Origin of the sequence: Frankia sp. CcI156 (genome assembly GCF_001983015.1) — a bacterium.
Taxonomy (GTDB): domain Bacteria; phylum Actinomycetota; class Actinomycetes; order Frankiales; family Frankiaceae; genus Frankia; species Frankia casuarinae.
The window spans coordinates 1-15,694 of the sequence record NZ_MOMD01000030.1 but is presented as its reverse complement, the minus strand read 5'-3'; the positions used below and the strand labels follow the sequence as shown (position 1 = coordinate 15,694).

14 protein-coding genes and 2 pseudogenes are annotated in these 15,694 nt (G+C 68.8%); 6 read left to right on the top strand and 10 right to left on the bottom strand.

Translation table 11 applies throughout. From position 1 onward, the window contains the following. Nucleotides 1-4: 4 nt before the first annotated feature. Both CcI156_RS12670 and CcI156_RS12665 read right to left on the bottom strand, forming a co-directional pair. Entirely contained in the window at nt 5-2,209 is a 2,205-nt protein-coding gene (locus tag CcI156_RS12670) for a protein kinase (RefSeq protein WP_076805851.1), read from the bottom strand. 628 nt (nt 2,210-2,837) lie between these two features. After that, a complete protein-coding gene (locus tag CcI156_RS12665; protein ID WP_011435401.1) occupies nt 2,838-3,878 on the bottom strand; it encodes a nitroreductase family protein in 1,041 nt (346 codons plus the stop codon). Nucleotides 3,879-4,120: 242 nt separating this feature from the next. Here CcI156_RS12665 and CcI156_RS12660 point away from each other — a divergent pair, with 242 nt between their 5' ends. The 3 genes from CcI156_RS12660 (at nt 4,121) to CcI156_RS12650 (ending at nt 8,358) form a co-directional block, all read left to right on the top strand. Next, nucleotides 4,121-4,780 carry a hypothetical protein gene (locus CcI156_RS12660; RefSeq protein ID WP_011435402.1) on the top strand — a complete coding sequence of 220 codons (660 nt, stop codon included), beginning with the start codon at nt 4,121-4,123 and terminating at the stop codon, nt 4,778-4,780. Nucleotides 4,781-4,868: 88 nt separating this feature from the next. After that, on the top strand, nt 4,869-5,438 hold the full coding sequence (locus CcI156_RS12655) for a type 1 glutamine amidotransferase domain-containing protein (RefSeq protein WP_076805850.1): 570 nt from the start codon (nt 4,869-4,871) through the stop codon (nt 5,436-5,438). A gap of 430 nt (nt 5,439-5,868) precedes the next feature. Further along, nucleotides 5,869-8,358 (top strand): ATP-binding domain-containing protein, encoded by a 2,490-nt coding sequence (locus CcI156_RS12650; protein WP_011435404.1) that lies wholly within the window; start codon nt 5,869-5,871, stop codon nt 8,356-8,358. Between the two features lie 73 nt (nt 8,359-8,431). On the opposite strand, the gene CcI156_RS26200 is transcribed toward CcI156_RS12650, so the two are convergent. The 3 genes from CcI156_RS26200 to CcI156_RS12640 form a co-directional block, all read right to left on the bottom strand. Then, complete coding sequence (locus CcI156_RS26200) at nt 8,432-8,884, bottom strand: IS630 family transposase (RefSeq protein WP_198030971.1); 453 nt, start codon at nt 8,882-8,884, stop codon at nt 8,432-8,434. After that, on the bottom strand, nt 8,841-9,221 hold the full coding sequence (locus tag CcI156_RS27750; RefSeq protein WP_217697694.1) for a helix-turn-helix domain-containing protein: 381 nt from the start codon (nt 9,219-9,221) through the stop codon (nt 8,841-8,843). Before CcI156_RS27750 ends, CcI156_RS26200 begins: the two co-directional genes overlap by 44 nt. 131 nt (nt 9,222-9,352) lie before the next feature. Then, nucleotides 9,353-9,547 carry a hypothetical protein gene (locus tag CcI156_RS12640; RefSeq protein ID WP_076805849.1) on the bottom strand — a complete coding sequence of 65 codons (195 nt, stop codon included), beginning with the start codon at nt 9,545-9,547 and terminating at the stop codon, nt 9,353-9,355. A 127-nt stretch (nt 9,548-9,674) separates the two neighbouring features. Between CcI156_RS12640 and CcI156_RS12635 the strand changes: the two genes are divergently transcribed. Continuing rightward, nucleotides 9,675-10,748, top strand: coding sequence for a helix-turn-helix domain-containing protein (locus CcI156_RS12635; RefSeq protein WP_076805848.1), 1,074 nt, complete (start codon nt 9,675-9,677; stop codon nt 10,746-10,748). Nucleotides 10,749-10,851: 103 nt separating this feature from the next. Here the strand turns inward: CcI156_RS12635 and CcI156_RS12630 are convergent, their stop codons facing one another. Together CcI156_RS12630 and CcI156_RS24820 are read right to left on the bottom strand one after the other, a co-directional pair. Further along, nucleotides 10,852-11,571: a hypothetical protein gene (locus CcI156_RS12630; protein WP_076805847.1), complete on the bottom strand. Its 720-nt coding sequence runs from the start codon at nt 11,569-11,571 to the stop codon at nt 10,852-10,854. Nucleotides 11,572-12,100: 529 nt separating this feature from the next. Then, the gene (locus tag CcI156_RS24820; RefSeq protein WP_139341489.1) at nt 12,101-12,712 is read right to left on the bottom strand and encodes a hypothetical protein; all 612 of its coding nucleotides are present in this window, start codon (nt 12,710-12,712) and stop codon (nt 12,101-12,103) included. Between the two features lie 65 nt (nt 12,713-12,777). Here CcI156_RS24820 and CcI156_RS27745 point away from each other — a divergent pair. Continuing rightward, nucleotides 12,778-13,009: pseudogene (locus tag CcI156_RS27745) on the top strand (IS630 family transposase); the annotation flags it as partial. Between the two features lie 308 nt (nt 13,010-13,317). Here the strand turns inward: CcI156_RS27745 and CcI156_RS26190 are convergent. Together CcI156_RS26190 and CcI156_RS12620 are read right to left on the bottom strand one after the other, a co-directional pair. Continuing rightward, on the bottom strand, nt 13,318-13,590 hold the full coding sequence (locus CcI156_RS26190; RefSeq protein ID WP_011435409.1) for a hypothetical protein: 273 nt from the start codon (nt 13,588-13,590) through the stop codon (nt 13,318-13,320). A 621-nt stretch (nt 13,591-14,211) separates the two neighbouring features. Next, on the bottom strand, nt 14,212-14,667 hold the full coding sequence (locus CcI156_RS12620) for a transposase (RefSeq protein ID WP_011435410.1): 456 nt from the start codon (nt 14,665-14,667) through the stop codon (nt 14,212-14,214). A gap of 77 nt (nt 14,668-14,744) precedes the next feature. Between CcI156_RS12620 and CcI156_RS26880 the strand changes: the two genes are divergently transcribed. Next, on the top strand, nt 14,745-15,278 hold the full coding sequence (locus CcI156_RS26880) for an IS30 family transposase (RefSeq protein ID WP_076805846.1): 534 nt from the start codon (nt 14,745-14,747) through the stop codon (nt 15,276-15,278). Nucleotides 15,279-15,280: 2 nt separating this feature from the next. Here the strand turns inward: CcI156_RS26880 and CcI156_RS12610 are convergent. Further along, nucleotides 15,281-15,694 (bottom strand): annotated as a pseudogene (locus CcI156_RS12610) (transposase family protein); the annotation flags it as partial.

The window sequence follows — 15,694 nt, the reverse complement described above, 5'->3', positions numbered from 1 at the left end:
GAGCTCAGCCGGCGTTCCAACGGGCGTGGCCGTTGAACCCGCCGGTAGTGGTGAGCTTGMGGTCACCATCGTTCAGATCGTCCGGATTCAGAACGTAGAGCTGCCGGTCATCGGGGTTCGTGGGATTGCGCTGCCCGCTGAAGGCGATGCGACCGTCCGGCGCGTAGGCCGGGTCCTRGTCGTCCCCGCGCACCCGGGTGAGCTGCCGGGCGTCGGTGCCGTCCGAGTTCATCTCGAAGATCTCCAGATCGCCGTTCTTCGCTCGGGTGAAAGCGATCTTTCTGCTGTCCGGGGACCAGACCGGGTCCGAGTCCCCGTTACCCTGATCCTGCGTGATCGGGGTCGGCTGGGCATCCGGTTGGGTCGGGATCACCACGATGAAGCCGCGGTTGCCACCGGTACTGTTCGACCAGTAGGCGATCCGCTCGCCATCCGGCGACCAGGCGGGGTCGGTCGCCTGTGGCTTCGCGTTGAGCCGTCGCACGCTCGAGCCGTCCAGTTTCACCACATACAGGCCGGGGTTCAGCGTTCCGGTCTGATCCGTGGTGGAACGGATGACCAGGAAGCCGCCGTCGGGGGAGAGCGAGGGCCGGGCGTCGTCCGCGATCGTCAGCTTGGCGGCCGGRCCCAAGGTGAACAGCTGTACCGGTTTCCCGGAGCCATCGGCGGCGATCGCCTGCAGCGTATTCGGGCTGCCCTTCTTGAAGTAGACGATCGTCTTGCGATCGCTGYTGATCGCGGGCAGCATCTCCTGGTCCGGACCGGTKACGATCGGCTTGTCGTTCGCGAGCGGCCCGTTGTCCGTGACCTGCCCGGTGAACAGGTCGTAGTTGCCGTTGCGGTTGGACGCGTAGACGAGGGTGTCCTTGCCAAGCGGCTGGGCCGCCCTGGGCAGCGTGAAGGCCGCCGATTGGGCCGATTGGGTCGATGTGGCCGGAGCCCCGGAGACGGTGGCCGGATTGGCCGCGTCGGTCCCGGAGCCGCCGTCACCACCCGCGCTGAGGGCGAATACTCCCGCGAGGATCGCGCCGACGACCACGACACCTCCACCGACGAGCAGCGGGGTGCGGTTCCTGCTCCTGCCCGTGCCGCCCTGCCGGCCGGGGCCATCGGCTCCACCGCCCCCGGGACCCCCGGGACCCCCGGCGCTGGCGGGTAGCCGGGTCGGGGCGTCCTGGTCGACGGTGTAACCGCTGCTGACGGGGGCCGCTGCCGGCGCGGGGAATCCGGCCCCGTGGGGCCCGGTGCTGCCTGTGGCAGGGGTGCCTGTGGCCGGGGCGCCTGGGCCGGGCACCGGCAGCTTCCAGCCCTGCAGGACGTTCGTGACGTCCTGCGGGTTGACGGCGGCGGCGGCGTCCGGGCCGGTGCCCGACGGGTCGCCGAGCAGGCGCAGCATGAGCTGCTGGGCGCTCGGGCGGGTACTCGGGTCCTTGCGCATCGCGTGCCAGACGATCGGGCGCAGCGCCGGGTCGACGTCGTCGAGTTGCGGTTCCTCGTGTAGGGCGCGGTAGAGCAGCACCTGCGCCGAGGCCTCACCGAAGGGGTAGTGCCCGGTGGCGGCGAAGGCGACGAGGCCACCCCATGCCCAGATGTCGACCGCCGAGGTGATCGGCCGGCTCTCGATCTGCTCCGGGGACATGAACGCCGGCGTCCCGAGCTGCTGGAGATCGCCGGTGAGGTTGCTGCCGGCGTCCACTGCCCGGGCGATACCGAAGTCGATCACCCGAGGGCCGAACGGTGAGAGGATGACGTTCGCGGGCTTGAGGTCGCGGTGCACGATCCCGGCGCTGTGGATGGCGGTGAGCGCCGCGGCCACGCCGACCGCGAGTTGTTCGAGGTTGGCATCGGCGAGCGGGCCGTTGCGCTGGACGTACCGGGCGAGGGTCTCGCCCTCGATGAACTCGGTGACCAGGTAGGGCCACTCGGCGTCCGGATCGGCGTCGAGCACCTCGGCGGTGCAGACCCGGGCGACTCGCCGGGCGGTCTCGGCCTCCAGCCGGAACCGGGCTCGGAACTCGGGGTTTCCGACGGCCTCGTTCCGGATCACCTTGATGGCGACGAGCCGGCCCTTCCCGGAGCGGCCCAGATAGACCAYGCCCATTCCACCCTGGCCGAGTTTGCCCAGCAGCGTGTACGAGCCGAGCTCGTGGGGGTCGTCCGGGCCAAGGGGGGCGGATCGTGCCGCCACAMCCGCATCCGATGACATCATCGACCTGTACCCCCACCCGCCGCGTGCCGACCGCGGCCTCGCCCGGGAACGCCGCGCAGGTCGCGGGCCCGCCGGTGGACGCGCACCGACTCTTGATCCATCATGGAATTTCCCGATCAACCATTACGGTCAACCGCTGGGAAAATCTTAGGCGAGAGTGACCGGGCACCGGGCCGTCGGGGCCCCGATAGCCCCCGCCACCTCGATGTCAATGCAGCGACAGGCATTCGGCACCCGCGTGGCTTCCGTCCTCCGGTCACGTCCTGCCACCTCGTCGGCCGGGGGCCGACCAGGGTACGGTCGGGATCTGACCGGGGCCGACCGGGGCTGGCCAAGGTCCGGGCGGGGGAGTCTCCCGGGAACGCCGCGTCGCGTCCCCGGGAACCCCCCGAGTCACGGCCGAGCCGTCGCGGACCTCGCGGCATCTCCGATTGCCGGTCGGTCCACCGGCGACCCGGTCTGGTCCCGATCAAAGCGGCTGGCGGCCCACGCAACCCCGTATCTGTGCGGCCTTCGCCAAATGTGTCAGGAAGGGACGCTGAACGGCTGAACGTGAACGGCTGACCGCGCACGGCCGGCCATGGGTGGTCAGCCGTGCACGGTCGGTCTCGAACGGAGCCGAACGGTGCTACGCCCGATCATTCGACCCGACGACCTCCAGGACCTCGTCAACGTCCCGGCGGGGAGTGGGGCCGAGCGGTTGYGCACCCGGCTCGGGATAGCCGGCCCGCAGGATCATCTGGACGTGCCCGAGACCGCTGGTGGTGCCGCGGAACTGCTCCCGCATGCCCTCGACGTCGATCGCCTGCGACATCGGCGACGAGGCGAGACCGAGCAAGGTGGCGGTGAGCAGCACACGTTGCATCGCCTGCCCGGCGCGCAGCCGGTCGGCGGTCGTGTCCGTATCGGTGCCGATGATCAGGATGCCGGGCCGTTCCACATCCGTCTCGTCCAGCACGGTCCCCGCCTCGCCGACCACGTCGAGGTCCCGCATCGGAAACTCGGACTGGCGCGGGGCGTCGGTGTGGACGACTGCGCTGCGCGGGATGCCGTCGGCCGACGTGGACCCCGTTCGACTCCACGAGGCCAGTTCCTCCCGGTAGGCCGCGTTGTGCGCCTCGATCCAGTCCGCCCGGGACAGCAGGACGCTGACCTGGACGCGCAGCTCCGGGTCGATCGGCGCGGTAAGCCAGCAGCCCTCCGCCTCGGCCGCGGCACGCAGGCGGCTGATTACCTCGGTCGGCAACGGCTGGTCGTCGAACGGCCGGCGATCGGTGTGCCGCCGCGGGATGGCATCGGCCAACGCCCGCTCGTCGTCCTCGGCAGGCTGATGGCCGATCACCGAGATGGTGGCGAGCGGAGCGGAGCGGAAGTCGTCAACGCCGTCGGGTAGCGGCTCCACCACGGGGACCTCGCCGCGGGCCCGCAGCGCCAGCCGGGCGTTGAACAGCGCCGCTCCGCAGCTCAACAGCATCTGCCGGCCCTCGGGATCGGCGACCTTGAGCTGGCGGGTGCTGTCGGCGAGAAGGGTGAGCCGGCCTGCCTCCAGGCGCCAGCGCCACGGCTGCGTGTTATGGATGGACGGCGCTGCGGCGGATGCGGCGACCACCTCCCGAGCCAGGTCGGGAGTCAGGGGAACCAGCGCGGACCGTGCTGCTTTGGTGGACATCTCAGCCTCCCTTCTCTCAAGTGTCTACCCCCAGCCTGCCCTCCCGACCGGGTAGAGGGCATGTGCCGAGGGGAACAGCCGGGGGTGGACCAACGGCCGGCAGGCGGAAGTCGGGCGTCGGGTAGCGAGGCGTCGGGTAGCGGGCCCGAGACACCGCCGCGGACGTGGTGGGTGGGTACCGCCCCGCCGGGGCGGCATGGCCGGGGCGGAGTGATGGCGGGTATCGCGGGTAGTCCCACTGCATGGCTGGAACCGACACAGAAGCGGTGCTCGCCGAACTGCTCGCCCGGCATGGGCGGACCTACGCCGACGAGATCGGCGCCGACGTGCCGGCTGACACCGCGGAGGCGATGTTCAAGATGATCGTCTTTGCCCTGCTCGCGAGCGCGCGGATCCGCACGTCGATCGCRGTCGCCGCCTGCCGTTCCCTGATGGACGCCGGCTGGACCGACGCCGCCGCCATGGCCGAGGCGACCTGGGAGGACCGTACCCGGGTGCTGAACAGCAGCGGGTACGCGCGCTACGACGAGAGCACCTCTCGGATGTTGGAGGCGGCCTGCCGTTCCCTGATGGACACCTACGACGGTGATGTCCGCCGGCTGCGGGATGCCGCCGAGCACTCCCCGGACCGGGAGCGAGAGCTGCTACAGAAGATAAAGGGGATCGGGCCGGTCGGTGCCGACATCTTCCTGCGCGAGGCGCAGGCCGGATGGGACGAGCTGGTGCCCTACCTCGACGAACGCACCCGGAGAACGGCCGGAGCGCTCGGGCTGCCGACCGACCCGGCGAGGCTCGCCGCGCTGGTTGGCCGGCAGGACTTCCCGCGGCTGGTCGCCGCGCTGGTGCGGGCGCGTCTCGAGCACGACGTCACCGACCTGCGGGAGGCGGCGAGCAGGCCCTGACGCCAGTCCGGTCCCGACCCCAACCGGCGAGGCAGCAGGCAGGCAGGAGTCAGATAGGCAGGCAGGAGTCAGGTAGGAGGACGTGTCGATGACGACGCACGACGACAGGATTCAACGCAAGATCGCGTTTCTGGTGGCGCCGGAGGGCGTCGAGCAGGTCGAACTCACCGAGCCGTGGAAGGCCATCGAGCAGGCCGGCCTGAGTCCGGTGCTGGTGTCGACGGAGGGAGGCAGGGTGYAGGCGTTCCGGCACCTGAACCCCGCGGACACCTTCCCGGTCGACATCACGGTCGCCGAGGCGGATCCCGCGGACTTCGACGCGCTGGTGCTGCCCGGCGGAGTCGCCAATCCGGACGAGCTGCGGTGGCAGCCGGGTGTTGTCGAGTTTGTCCGGTACTTCTTCGACGCCGGCCGCCCGGTGGCGTCGATCTGCCACGCTCCGTGGACCCTGATCGAGGCGGACGTGGTCCGCGGACGGCGGATCACGAGCTGGCCGAGCCTGCGCACCGATCTGCGCAACGCCGGGGCCGAGGTCGTGGACGAGCAGGTCGTCATCTGCCGGTCCGGGCCGAACACGCTGATCAGCAGCCGCAGGCCGGACGATCTGCCGGCCTTCGACAGCGCCCTGGTGGAGCATCTCACCTCGGTGGGCGTCTGATCACCTCGGTGGACGCCCCAGCTCGGGATGCCGTTCACCGTGGATGCGAAGGAACCGCCGGAAACGGCTCCTTCGCCCGGGCTGCTCGCTACCTCGGATCAGGTGGGTCGCTACCCCGCACCAGGTGGATCATTGCGGGGTATCCCGTCGCCGGACATCCGTAACCTGGAACAGCGATGATGCGGCATTCCGGCCGCCGTGCCGGATGGCGCGGGCCGGCTCGCCGGGGTCGCCGTGGTCGTTCGTGGACACGCCGTCGTTGTCGTGGACATGTCATTACCAGGGTGGGGTCACCAGAGCCGGGTCACCGGGCKGGTCGGAAGATCTGCGGGGGAGGGGCTGTTACCCTTCCTGGCTCACCTGACGGCGTTGGCTCGCAGCCCGGGAAGCCGCAATCCAAGAATMCGACCGCGACCGGGAGGGAGAGCCGGTGCCGACCACGCAGGACGTCGAGCGCGCCCGTGAACAGGCGTACCTGGACACGCTGTACATCCGGTTGGACGAGGTCCGCGAGATCACCCGTGGGCAGCTGCGCCGGGTCCTGCTGGAAAGTGGCACGGGCACCCCCCAATCACTCGTGGAACGGGACGTGTTCGCGGCGACCCACGCCGACCGGCTCGCCCGCCTCGACGCCGCCGAAGGGCGGCTGTGTTTCGGCGCGATGGACTACGCCGACGGGCGCCGGACGTACATCGGCCGGATCGGCCTGTCCGACAGCGGGCAGGAACCGATCCTGGTGGACTGGCGGGCCCCGGTGGCCACCGCCTTCTACCGGGCGACGCTGGCCGATCCGCATGGTCTGGTGCGCCGGCGTCATCTGCGGACCAAGGGCCGGGAGGTCACCGGCATCGCCGACGACCCGTTGAGCCTGCCGGTCGACATGGCCACCGGCACCGGTAGCGGCACGGCCACGGGCAAGTCCGGCGGGGTGACGGCGTCCGGCGACACGATGCTGCTCGAGGCGCTGGCAGCGCCCAGGACCGGGCGCATGCACGACATCATCGCCACGCTGCAGGCCGAGCAGGACCGTATCATCCGGGCGCGGGCGAACGGCGTGCTCGTTGTCGACGGCGGACCGGGGACCGGTAAGACCGCGGTGGCGCTGCACCGTGCCGCCTATCTGCTCTACAACGACCGGGCTCGGCTCGACCAGTCCGGCGTGCTGGTCGTGGGGCCGAGTCCGGTGTTCCTGCGCTACATCGACCAGGTGCTGCCCTCCCTCGGGGAGACCGGGGTGATCTTCGCCACGCCGGGACGGCTCTTTCCCGGGGTCGACGCGCACGGCGTCGAGGACGTCGCGACCGCGGCGCTCAAGGGTGATCCGAGGATGGTCGAGGTCATCGCCGCCGCCGTCAGGGACCGGCAGCGGCTGCCGCGGCGAGAGGTGCTCATCCCCTACGACGATCGCATGCTGCGCCTCGGTCGCGACACGGTCGCGCGGGCCCGCACCCGGGCGCGGCGCAGCCGCCGCCCGCACAACTCGGCCCGTCGGATCTTCCTGCGCGAGCTGTTGGCTGAGCTGACCACCCAGGTGGTGAACCAGATCCCGGGCGGGCTGCTCGACGCCGACGAACGTGGCCAGATCACCCGGGACCTGTGGTCGGAGGAGGGGGTCCGTACGGCGCTCGACGGCCTCTGGCCGCTGCTGACCCCCCAGCGGCTCCTCGGGGAGCTCTTCGCCGATCCGGCGGCCCTGGCGCGCGCGGCGGGTAGCCGGCTCACCCCGGCGGAACGATCCCTGCTCGAGGACCGGCGGACGGCCGCGGCGTCCGCCCGGATCCCGGTGCAGCGCGACGGCGCGGGTACGGCGGGTACAGCGGCCGTCGATCGGGCCGATCGGGCGTGGACTCCGGCCGATGTGCCGCTGCTCGACGAGGCCGCCGAGCTGCTCGGCGACCCGGACGAGGAGACCGGCCGCGAGACCGCCCGCCGTGCCGAGCGGGAACGCGAGGAGGAGCGCGAGTACGCCCGGGGCGTGGTGGACATGCTCGGACTCGAGGGGCAGGTCGACGCCGAGGCGCTCGCCGAGCGGTGGAGCGGGCCGCGGGCGCGGCGCAGTGCCGCYGACCATGCCCGCGAGGACCGTACCTGGACCTTCGGTCACCTGATCGTCGACGAGGCCCAGGAGGTCTCGCCGATGTTGTGGCGGCTGCTGTGGCGGCGCTGCCCGGGACGCACGGCGACCCTCGTCGGTGACCTGGCCCAGACCGCCCGGCCGGGCGCGCCGGCGTCCTGGGGGGAGCTGCTGGGGCCCGCGGTCGGCGACCGGTTCACGGTCGAGCGGCTCAGCGTCAACTACCGCACACCTCAGGAGATCATGGATGTCGCCGCCGACGTCCTGCGGGCGCAGGACCCGACGGTCTCCGTTCCCCTCTCGGTGCGTTCGGTGGGCTGTGCCCCGACGGCGGTGCGCGTGGGCGACGTGACGGCCGACGAAGTCTCGGGCCTCGTCGGTCTGCTCGGGACTGGTCTGCTCGAGACTGGTCCGCTGGAGGACAGGCGGACCGTCGCCCAGGCGCATCCCGGGGACCTCGTCGCCGCCGTGGTGTACGCGGCGAGCCGGGCCGCGAGCGAGGTCGGTGACGGGCGGGTCGCCGTGATCTGCCGCCCGCAGGACATCCCGGGGTTGCGCGGCGCCCTCATGGCAGCCCTCCCGGATTTGGCGGTCGCGGCGGACTCCGTCGACCCCGCCAGCGCCGTCGGCAATGCTCTCGACGCGCCGGTGGCGGTGCTGAGCGTGGCGGAGAGCAAGGGTCTCGAGTTCGACGCGGTGGTGCTGGTGGAACCGGCCGCGCTGCTGGCCGGGCCGACCCGGGGGCTTGCCGACCTCTACGTCGCGCTGACCCGGGCCACCCGTTTCCTGACCGTGGTGTATTCCGGCGAGCTTCCGCCGGTGCTGGGCCGGCTTGCCCCGCGGTGACGTGCCCGCCTGCGGACGGGTTCCGGATCCGTCCGCAGGTAACAGCTGGCGGAGCATGATTCTGATTCCTTTGTCAGCCGTTGTTGGCAACCAACTTCTTGATGTTGGTCTCGACGAGTTCGACCTTGGCCAGAATCTCCCCGGCTGTCGCGGTCCAGACGAACGGCTCCGCAGTGGAGTTCCAGTGCTCGATGTAGTCCCGGATCTGTTTGATCAGCACCTTGACCGAGCTGAAGGTGCCCCGCCGGATCGGCTGCTTGGTGATGATACCGAACCAGTTCTCGATCTGATTGATCCACGACGATCCTTTGGGAGTGAAGTGGAACGTGATTCTGGGGTTCTCCTCGAGCCACTTCATCGCGTCGGGCGTCGTGTGCGTGGAGAGATTGTCGAGGATGATGTGGATCTCTTTATCTCTGTGAGGCTCAACGGCTTTCTTGATGAACTCCAGGAAGTCGTCGCCCGTGCGGGTGGGGTAGCATTCACCGAAAACCTTTCCCGTGCCCACATCGAGGGCYGTGAGCAGGTTGGTGGTGCCATGGCGGACATAGTCGTGGGTTCGCTTCTCGGTGGCGACGAAGTGCCAGGAGACCGAGACTCCGATGGTGCGGGTGACGTACTTCCGCCATCTGTCGGGACGACCAGTGCCTCAGGCCCGTCTCCACCGGTGGAGTAGAGCGTGTGAGAGCGAGGACACGGCTGCGGATGTTCGCGGGGATCTGCTCTCGCGGTGYGGCGCGTGAACGGTCAAGGAGCCCGGCGCTTCCCTCGGATCCGTACCGCGAGATCCACAGGTTTACAGTCGGCAGCGAGACGCCGGCAAGTCTGACTATTTCCTCTTGGGTCGATGCTCGGCATGCCACGGAACGATTCGCGCCCGTGTTGCAACGTTCGCAGGAACGTCGCGATCATTGATCATGCCTCGGAGTTCCGCGATCTCTTCCGTCGAGAGTTCCACGCTGCCATTACATTGCAGTGGGTAGCCTATCGTCGATCATTTTCGGCGGCTAACATGTYGCCAGTCCGACCCGGTCTGGGCAYGCAGCGCCTCGATCTCCCTGTTCGCCCGCTCCAGCGCGGCCTCGGTCCCGGCCAGCCTCGCCAGCGCCTCGGCGAGCGCCGTGGCCTGTGTAACGACCAGCGCCGCGAGCTCGTCGTACGACGGCGCGGACGGATCTTCGGGCACCATCGGGCGATGTGCGTCGTGCCTTCCGGTTCGCCGCTCGAGGCGCCGCTCATGCCGGTCGGCCTACGCTTGCGGCATGCCAGGCCATCCACCTCGATCCACCACTAGGGGCAGTACTTATGCGTGTCTTATGCGTCTCCTCTCCCTACTGCTCGTGCTGTGCATCGAGGGTGGGCTGACCGAACTGAGGCTGTACTCCGACCTTGTCCACCAGGCCCAGCAGCGAGCGCTTACGATCTCGCGTGCCGTGGCATCCGACCCGCGCGTGGCCCGGGCGGTCATCGCGAGGGACCCCGAGGGGGAGGTGCAGGCCCTCGCCGAACACGACCGGCGACTCACAGAAGCGCAGTTCGTGGTCGTCACCGACAGCCGGGGTATCCGCTGCTCCCATCCCGATCCGAAGAACATCGGCAAACCGSTCAGCACCGACCCCTCGGACGCCCTCCACGGACGGGAGACTGTCAGTTTCGAGTCCGGGAGTCTGGGGCTGTCCGCTCGCGGCAAGGCTCCGCTGCGCGACGCCGACGGTGTGATCGTCGGTGAGGTCAGCACCGGCTTCAGTGCGAAGGATCTGCACCACCAGTTGCTCGCGCAGCTGCCCAGCGTCGCGGAGAATCTGGGCCTGCAACTGGTCGCCGGCACCATCGGTATCGTGATGATCACGCTACATCACCGGGTCGAACTCAAAAAACTTGCCCGCGAAATCGACGTTCTCCGGGGTCTTCTCAGGGACCGGCCGCGCGCCAGTGAAGGGCACCAGACGCCTCCGAGCAGCGATCGACAGCCCGACCAGCCCGCGGCGCCCGACCAGCCCGCGGCGCCCGACCAGCCCGCGGCGCCCGACCAGCCCGCGGCGCCCGACCAGCCCGCGGCGCCCGACCAGCCCGCGGCGCCCGACCAGCCCGCGGCGCGGTCCCCCGCAGGTAGTTCACCCGTGCCAGACCTCCGCCTCGGCAAGTACCGCTCGCGCCAGATTATGGAGGAGATCGTCGCCGTGCTGCGCTCGGCGCCCGAGCCGATCTCGACGGCGCAGATCGCCGACAAGATCGGCCGGGACCGGTCCACGGCCCAGCGGTACCTCAAGGATCTCGAGCGGGACGACTACGTCACCATGATCTTGGACCGCGGGTCCCGCGGGCGTCCCAGGCACCTTTACCAATGGCGCGACAAACCCTCGCCCCCGCCCGCCCGCCCGAACCCCTAATGACCACGGCCGGGTACGCGGACGCGGAGTATCTCTGTCCTCTCCTCTCCCTCGGTCGATGAAGACATGCGGAAGCCCGGCAGGGTCGCGGCCTGTCAAGTCATCAGGCGGCGATTTTGCTTGCGACACGGACGGCGCCTTCAAGGTCAGGGAGAGGCACGCCGAATTCCTCCGCCACCTCGGCGAGTGGTTCGCCGGCGTGGAAGCGGCCCAGGGCGTCTTCGACGCGGGCGCCGCCATGAGTGAAGATCGGCTGACCGAAGCCACGGTGGGGATCGACGATGACGGAGCCGGGCTCGTACCGCGGTAGCCGGATGAGCCGGGGGTAGCCGTCCGAGGCGAACTCCACCAGCCGGAGGTAGGACTCGACGATCTCCCCGAACACCCGCTGCCCGTTGCGCACCACGACCAGTTCCCGGGCTCCGCGTGCTTCGGGCGTGTCGCCCTGGCTCTCAGCGAAGTCGTAGAGAACCTCGGCGCCGTCGGTGTACAGGGCGCGTGAGGCGAGGACGTGCTCGATCCCCAACTGCTCGGACAGGCGGGCCAACGCGGGGCGGATCCGCTGTAGCGGCACCCCAGCGGCTCGGATGGCTGCCAGGATCATCCCCTCGGCAAGCCCGATGAACGGCACGACGGCCGTGCCATGGCGCTGACGGGGCAGCACGGTGACGATCGGCTCACCATGGACCGGGACGCGGCCCRGTGCGTGCCGGGTGTAGCCGTAGGCCCAGGTCGCGAAAGTCGACGTCGGCACGCCCAGGTGCCGGCCCGCCTCGGCGACGCTGTACAGGGGCAGGTCGAAACGGCCGCGATCCTGAATCATCGCGCCTCCTCTCAAGCCTGCTGGATCCGAAGGTCCCTGCCACGCAGCACCATGATCATAGCTCCTTGCAGGCACGACGACGCCGGGGAGGAGGYCACCGCAAGCCGTGCTGCCGCAGTTTCTCCGGGGCCGGATCGGGTCGGCATCGTCAACAAGGGTCCGGCCGGTGCGGTGGTCGGTGTACGGCGTCCAAGCCGTGCGGCATGTGCACCTCGGGTGCGGACCAGGGACCGGTCCGATTGCCCAAAGGCGCTGGTCAGAAGCCTGGATCCTCTGCGAATACGACTGGTACCACCCCCGGATTGCACATGTCTAGGCACCCGCATGACGCGCTGCGACAAGTGGGCTGCCACATGCCATGTTACGACTAGGTTCGGCGGTCTGGCATTGCGCTGTCCACGGGACCCGACGCGGCTGTTGTCGGCCACAAACGATCACGGGACTGGCCGCGCATGGTTAGCGAACCGGGGCTGGTGACGGGCATATGCAGGCGCCGGACAGCGCCGCTCCGCGCTACCCCCGCATCTCATCATTTGCCGTCAACAGACGCCGTATACTTGGAACGAGCGGCGCGGAGGYGTGAATAGAGGACGCTCGCGGCCTTCCTGGAATCAGTGAAGTCGAGTACGGCGTCGAGCCAACGAAAATCGTTCTGGCTCCATGCGGCCACCTCAAGCTGCCGGCGGCTGATCTTGTATTCTGTACCTGGGCGTCGATGGCGGCGCGATGCTGCGTTGATCATATAGTCCTCTAGATGTTGCCCAACATCGCGCATCAACTTTAGATGCGGAACGCTGCGGTCAAACTCGGCGATTGYGTCAGTCAATGCCAGGTCGGACGGAAGCCGTCGAGCGGCGGCGAGTGTCACGGTGCGGATTTTCMAAAGCGTTATGATCAAAAAATCGATWTCAGCCCATACACGGAAGAGATAGTCTTCATCCTCGGGCTCGTCTCCCGCTATTCGACGTATCTGAATGTCGATTACATATAGACTGTTGCTTGCAAGCCTCACAGCTCGATTCAAGACTTCGATTTCGGTTGGCTGTTGGGTGTCGTTGTAATACCATTCGCGGATGCGGAGYGTCTCTCTTGATTCGGGMACATCACCTGAGCTGGTGACTTCTGACTCGCTGTCGGTCATCGTTTGATGATAGCTACAGTAGTGTCCTGAATCCTTAGTTCACGTGTAGATCGTATACTGCGGTTATGTCTGGGCCGCGTGCTGTGGAGATCGTGCTGACCGACGAGGAGCTGGAGGCGCTGACTGGCTGGGTCCGGGCGTCCGAAGACGGCGCAGGCGTCGCGGTCGCGGATCGTGCTGGCGTGCGCGGAGAGCGGGACGAACGGGCAGGTCGGGGCGTCGGTGGGGACGATGGCGAAGTGGCGGAACCGGTTCGCCGTCGACCGGTTGGAAGGGCTGACCGACGAGCCGCGGCCGGAGRTCGCTCTCCCGTGCCGCCGGCCCCGGCCGGCCTCGTCGGGGGCGGCAGTGTCTCCGTACGGTGGCCGGCGCACTGCGTCCGAGCCTTGGGTGTGTGCAACGTGGGGACGGACACGGGAGCAGCCTGATCACCAAAACATGCTGGTCAGAGACCTGGATATACGCCAACCCGATTGGGACCGTCCTTGCGGAGGCCCCCGCACCGATCCCAGCGTGCGGAATTACCGCACTGGGCTCCTGCCTCGGGTTCTGGCGTCGAAGCGCACGCTCGGCATCGGGTGGCGTGGGCGGGCGGGTGGTAGCCATCAGTCGGCATGGCGCCCCATGCGCGCCCAGGTCAGTCGCGTGCGCCGGCTTCGTCGGCGAAGCGCCTTGAACCAGTGCCGTGTCGCCTGGATGCGGAAGGACGCGACCGCGTCCGTGTTGCCGCGCACGGCGTAGTAGTTGAGATGCCCAACCACCACACTGCGTAGCCGCTGCCCTTGGAGCGGGACGGGTTGGTGCCGGCGCCGCTTCAGTTCCTCCTTGATCTCTTTGAGCTTCGCCCGCATCCGCCTCTTGCCCGTGACGCGCCTCACCCAGAAGTTCCCCTTCTTGGACGTCGCGCACAGACACGTGAACCCCAGAAAAGTGAACGTCTCCGGCTTCCCGAGACCGTGGGTCTTCCGCTACTGAGTTTTAATCCGCGTTTTAATCCGCGAAGTCGTGTGGAAGCATAATGATCCTTCACCTTATTGCTATCTTTGGGTGGGTGGTGAGGGTTCTGTTCGGGTAGCCGGCTGGTTGAGCGGGAGACCGAGCGTGAGGCGCTGCGGGCTGGGCTCGCGGTGCTGCGGAAGATCGCGTTCGGGCGGTCGCCGGAAAAGGCCGGTGTGGGGTGGGCTGGCGGTCGCGGTCCCGGCAGCGCTGCTCGCCGGTGCGGGCCAGCTCCTCGCCTGCGCAGAATGCGCAAAAAGCTGTCTATTCACAAAACTTGCCGGCTCGTTCGCAGCGTTCACCGCTGTGCGATCTGCGTGCCAGCCCCACGGCGGTGACACGCCGCCGGCGGTTTCTTCCGCTGTGGCCGGCGGCCCCTCACCACCGGCCCCGATCCGCAGAATGCGCAAAAAAGTCATTTATTCACAAAACTTGCCGGCTTGCCGGCCCGTTCGTAACGTTTTTGGAAGGGCGGCAAGTCCTACCGGCCGGAAGAGCTACGACTAGCGCGGACCAGCGCGCACGAGCCCGTTGATGAACGATTCGGAGGCGGCGGGATGACGTCCATAGCCGTGGGCAAGCCGCCGGTGGGCGGTAAGCCAGGCGAGGGTGCGTTCGACCACCCCTCGTCCCGGCAGGGCCCCGGAGGTTTTCCGGCCGGGGTTCTCCCGGGTGGTCTCGACGGTGGTCTTCAGGATGGTCCACGACCCCCGCGGGCCGGGTCCGCCCCGCGACGCGCCCTGGGCCCTGGCGGTCACGCCCTTGTTCTTCCACCGGTCGAAGAAGCCGCAGACCGCCCGCCACGCCGGGAAGCCCGCCGGCAGCGCCCGCCACGCGATCCCGTTGCGGGCCACGTAGCCACGTACCGGATGGCGCCCACGATGCCCCGGCGGCAACACCGCTTCGGCAACCACCCACCCGGCGTCACCAAGACCCGACCGGTACCGGTGTGTACCCACCACGGCCACCCGGGGCGGTCTCAGATGATCAGAGCATCAGTGCTGGTAGAAAGATGATCCACTGATCGGAGAGCTGAGTGCGCGGCGTCGAGTTGACCTTGGAGGAGCGGGAGGCGATCTCCAGGGGCTTGGCCGAGGGACTGTCACACCGGATGATCGCGGCCCGGCTGGACCGAAACCAGTCGGTGATCAGCCGTGAGGTCGCGCGCAACGGCGGCAATGCCGGATACCGCGCCGCGGACGCGCAGAAACGCGCCGACGAGCGGCGGCGGCGACCGAAGGCGTTCAAGCTGGAAACTCACGTCCGGCTGCACGACGCGGTGGCCGAACGGCTGTCGGCCGACTTCTCGCCGGAACAGGTGTCTAATCGGCTGAAGAAGGATTTCCYGGATGATCCGGAGATGCGCGTGTCGCACGAGACGATCTACCAGACGCTCTTCGTTCAGGCGCGTGGCGAACTGAACACGCGGCTGAAGCTCGCGCCGCGGTCGGGCCGGGCGGAGCGCCGGCCGCGGGGGTCGACTCGGCCGAAGCAGGCCAGGATCGCCGGCATGGTCGGCATCTCCGAGCACTCTGCCGAGGCCGCCGACCGCGCGGTACCCGGCCACTGATTTTGCTGGTGGTAGGCTTGTGTGACTCTCTGGGTAGGAGCCGTGGGCTTCTTGCGGGCGAGCGTGGGCGGCCCGGCCGGGCCGCCCAACCCTTCGTAACCGAGGTCGAACAGCACCTCGTGTAGGTCGGCGGTCCACTCCTCTTCCAGGATCGGCGGCGCGCCGGAGGCGCGCAGAGCGGTCGAGTCGTGTTCGCGGCCGGGGGGCACCTCCGAGACCCACAGCGGCCAGCCGTCGTCGGGGGTCGACAGGATTTGGACGTTGCCACCGTGATCGGAGATCTTGCCGGACCACCACAGGTCCACGCCCTCGCTCGGACCAGGCACGCGCAGCCGGTCGGTCTCGATGACCGTGCCATCGACGATCAGATGGCGATAGCCTGCGATCCTGGCCCGCATCAACGCCTCGCGCAGGTC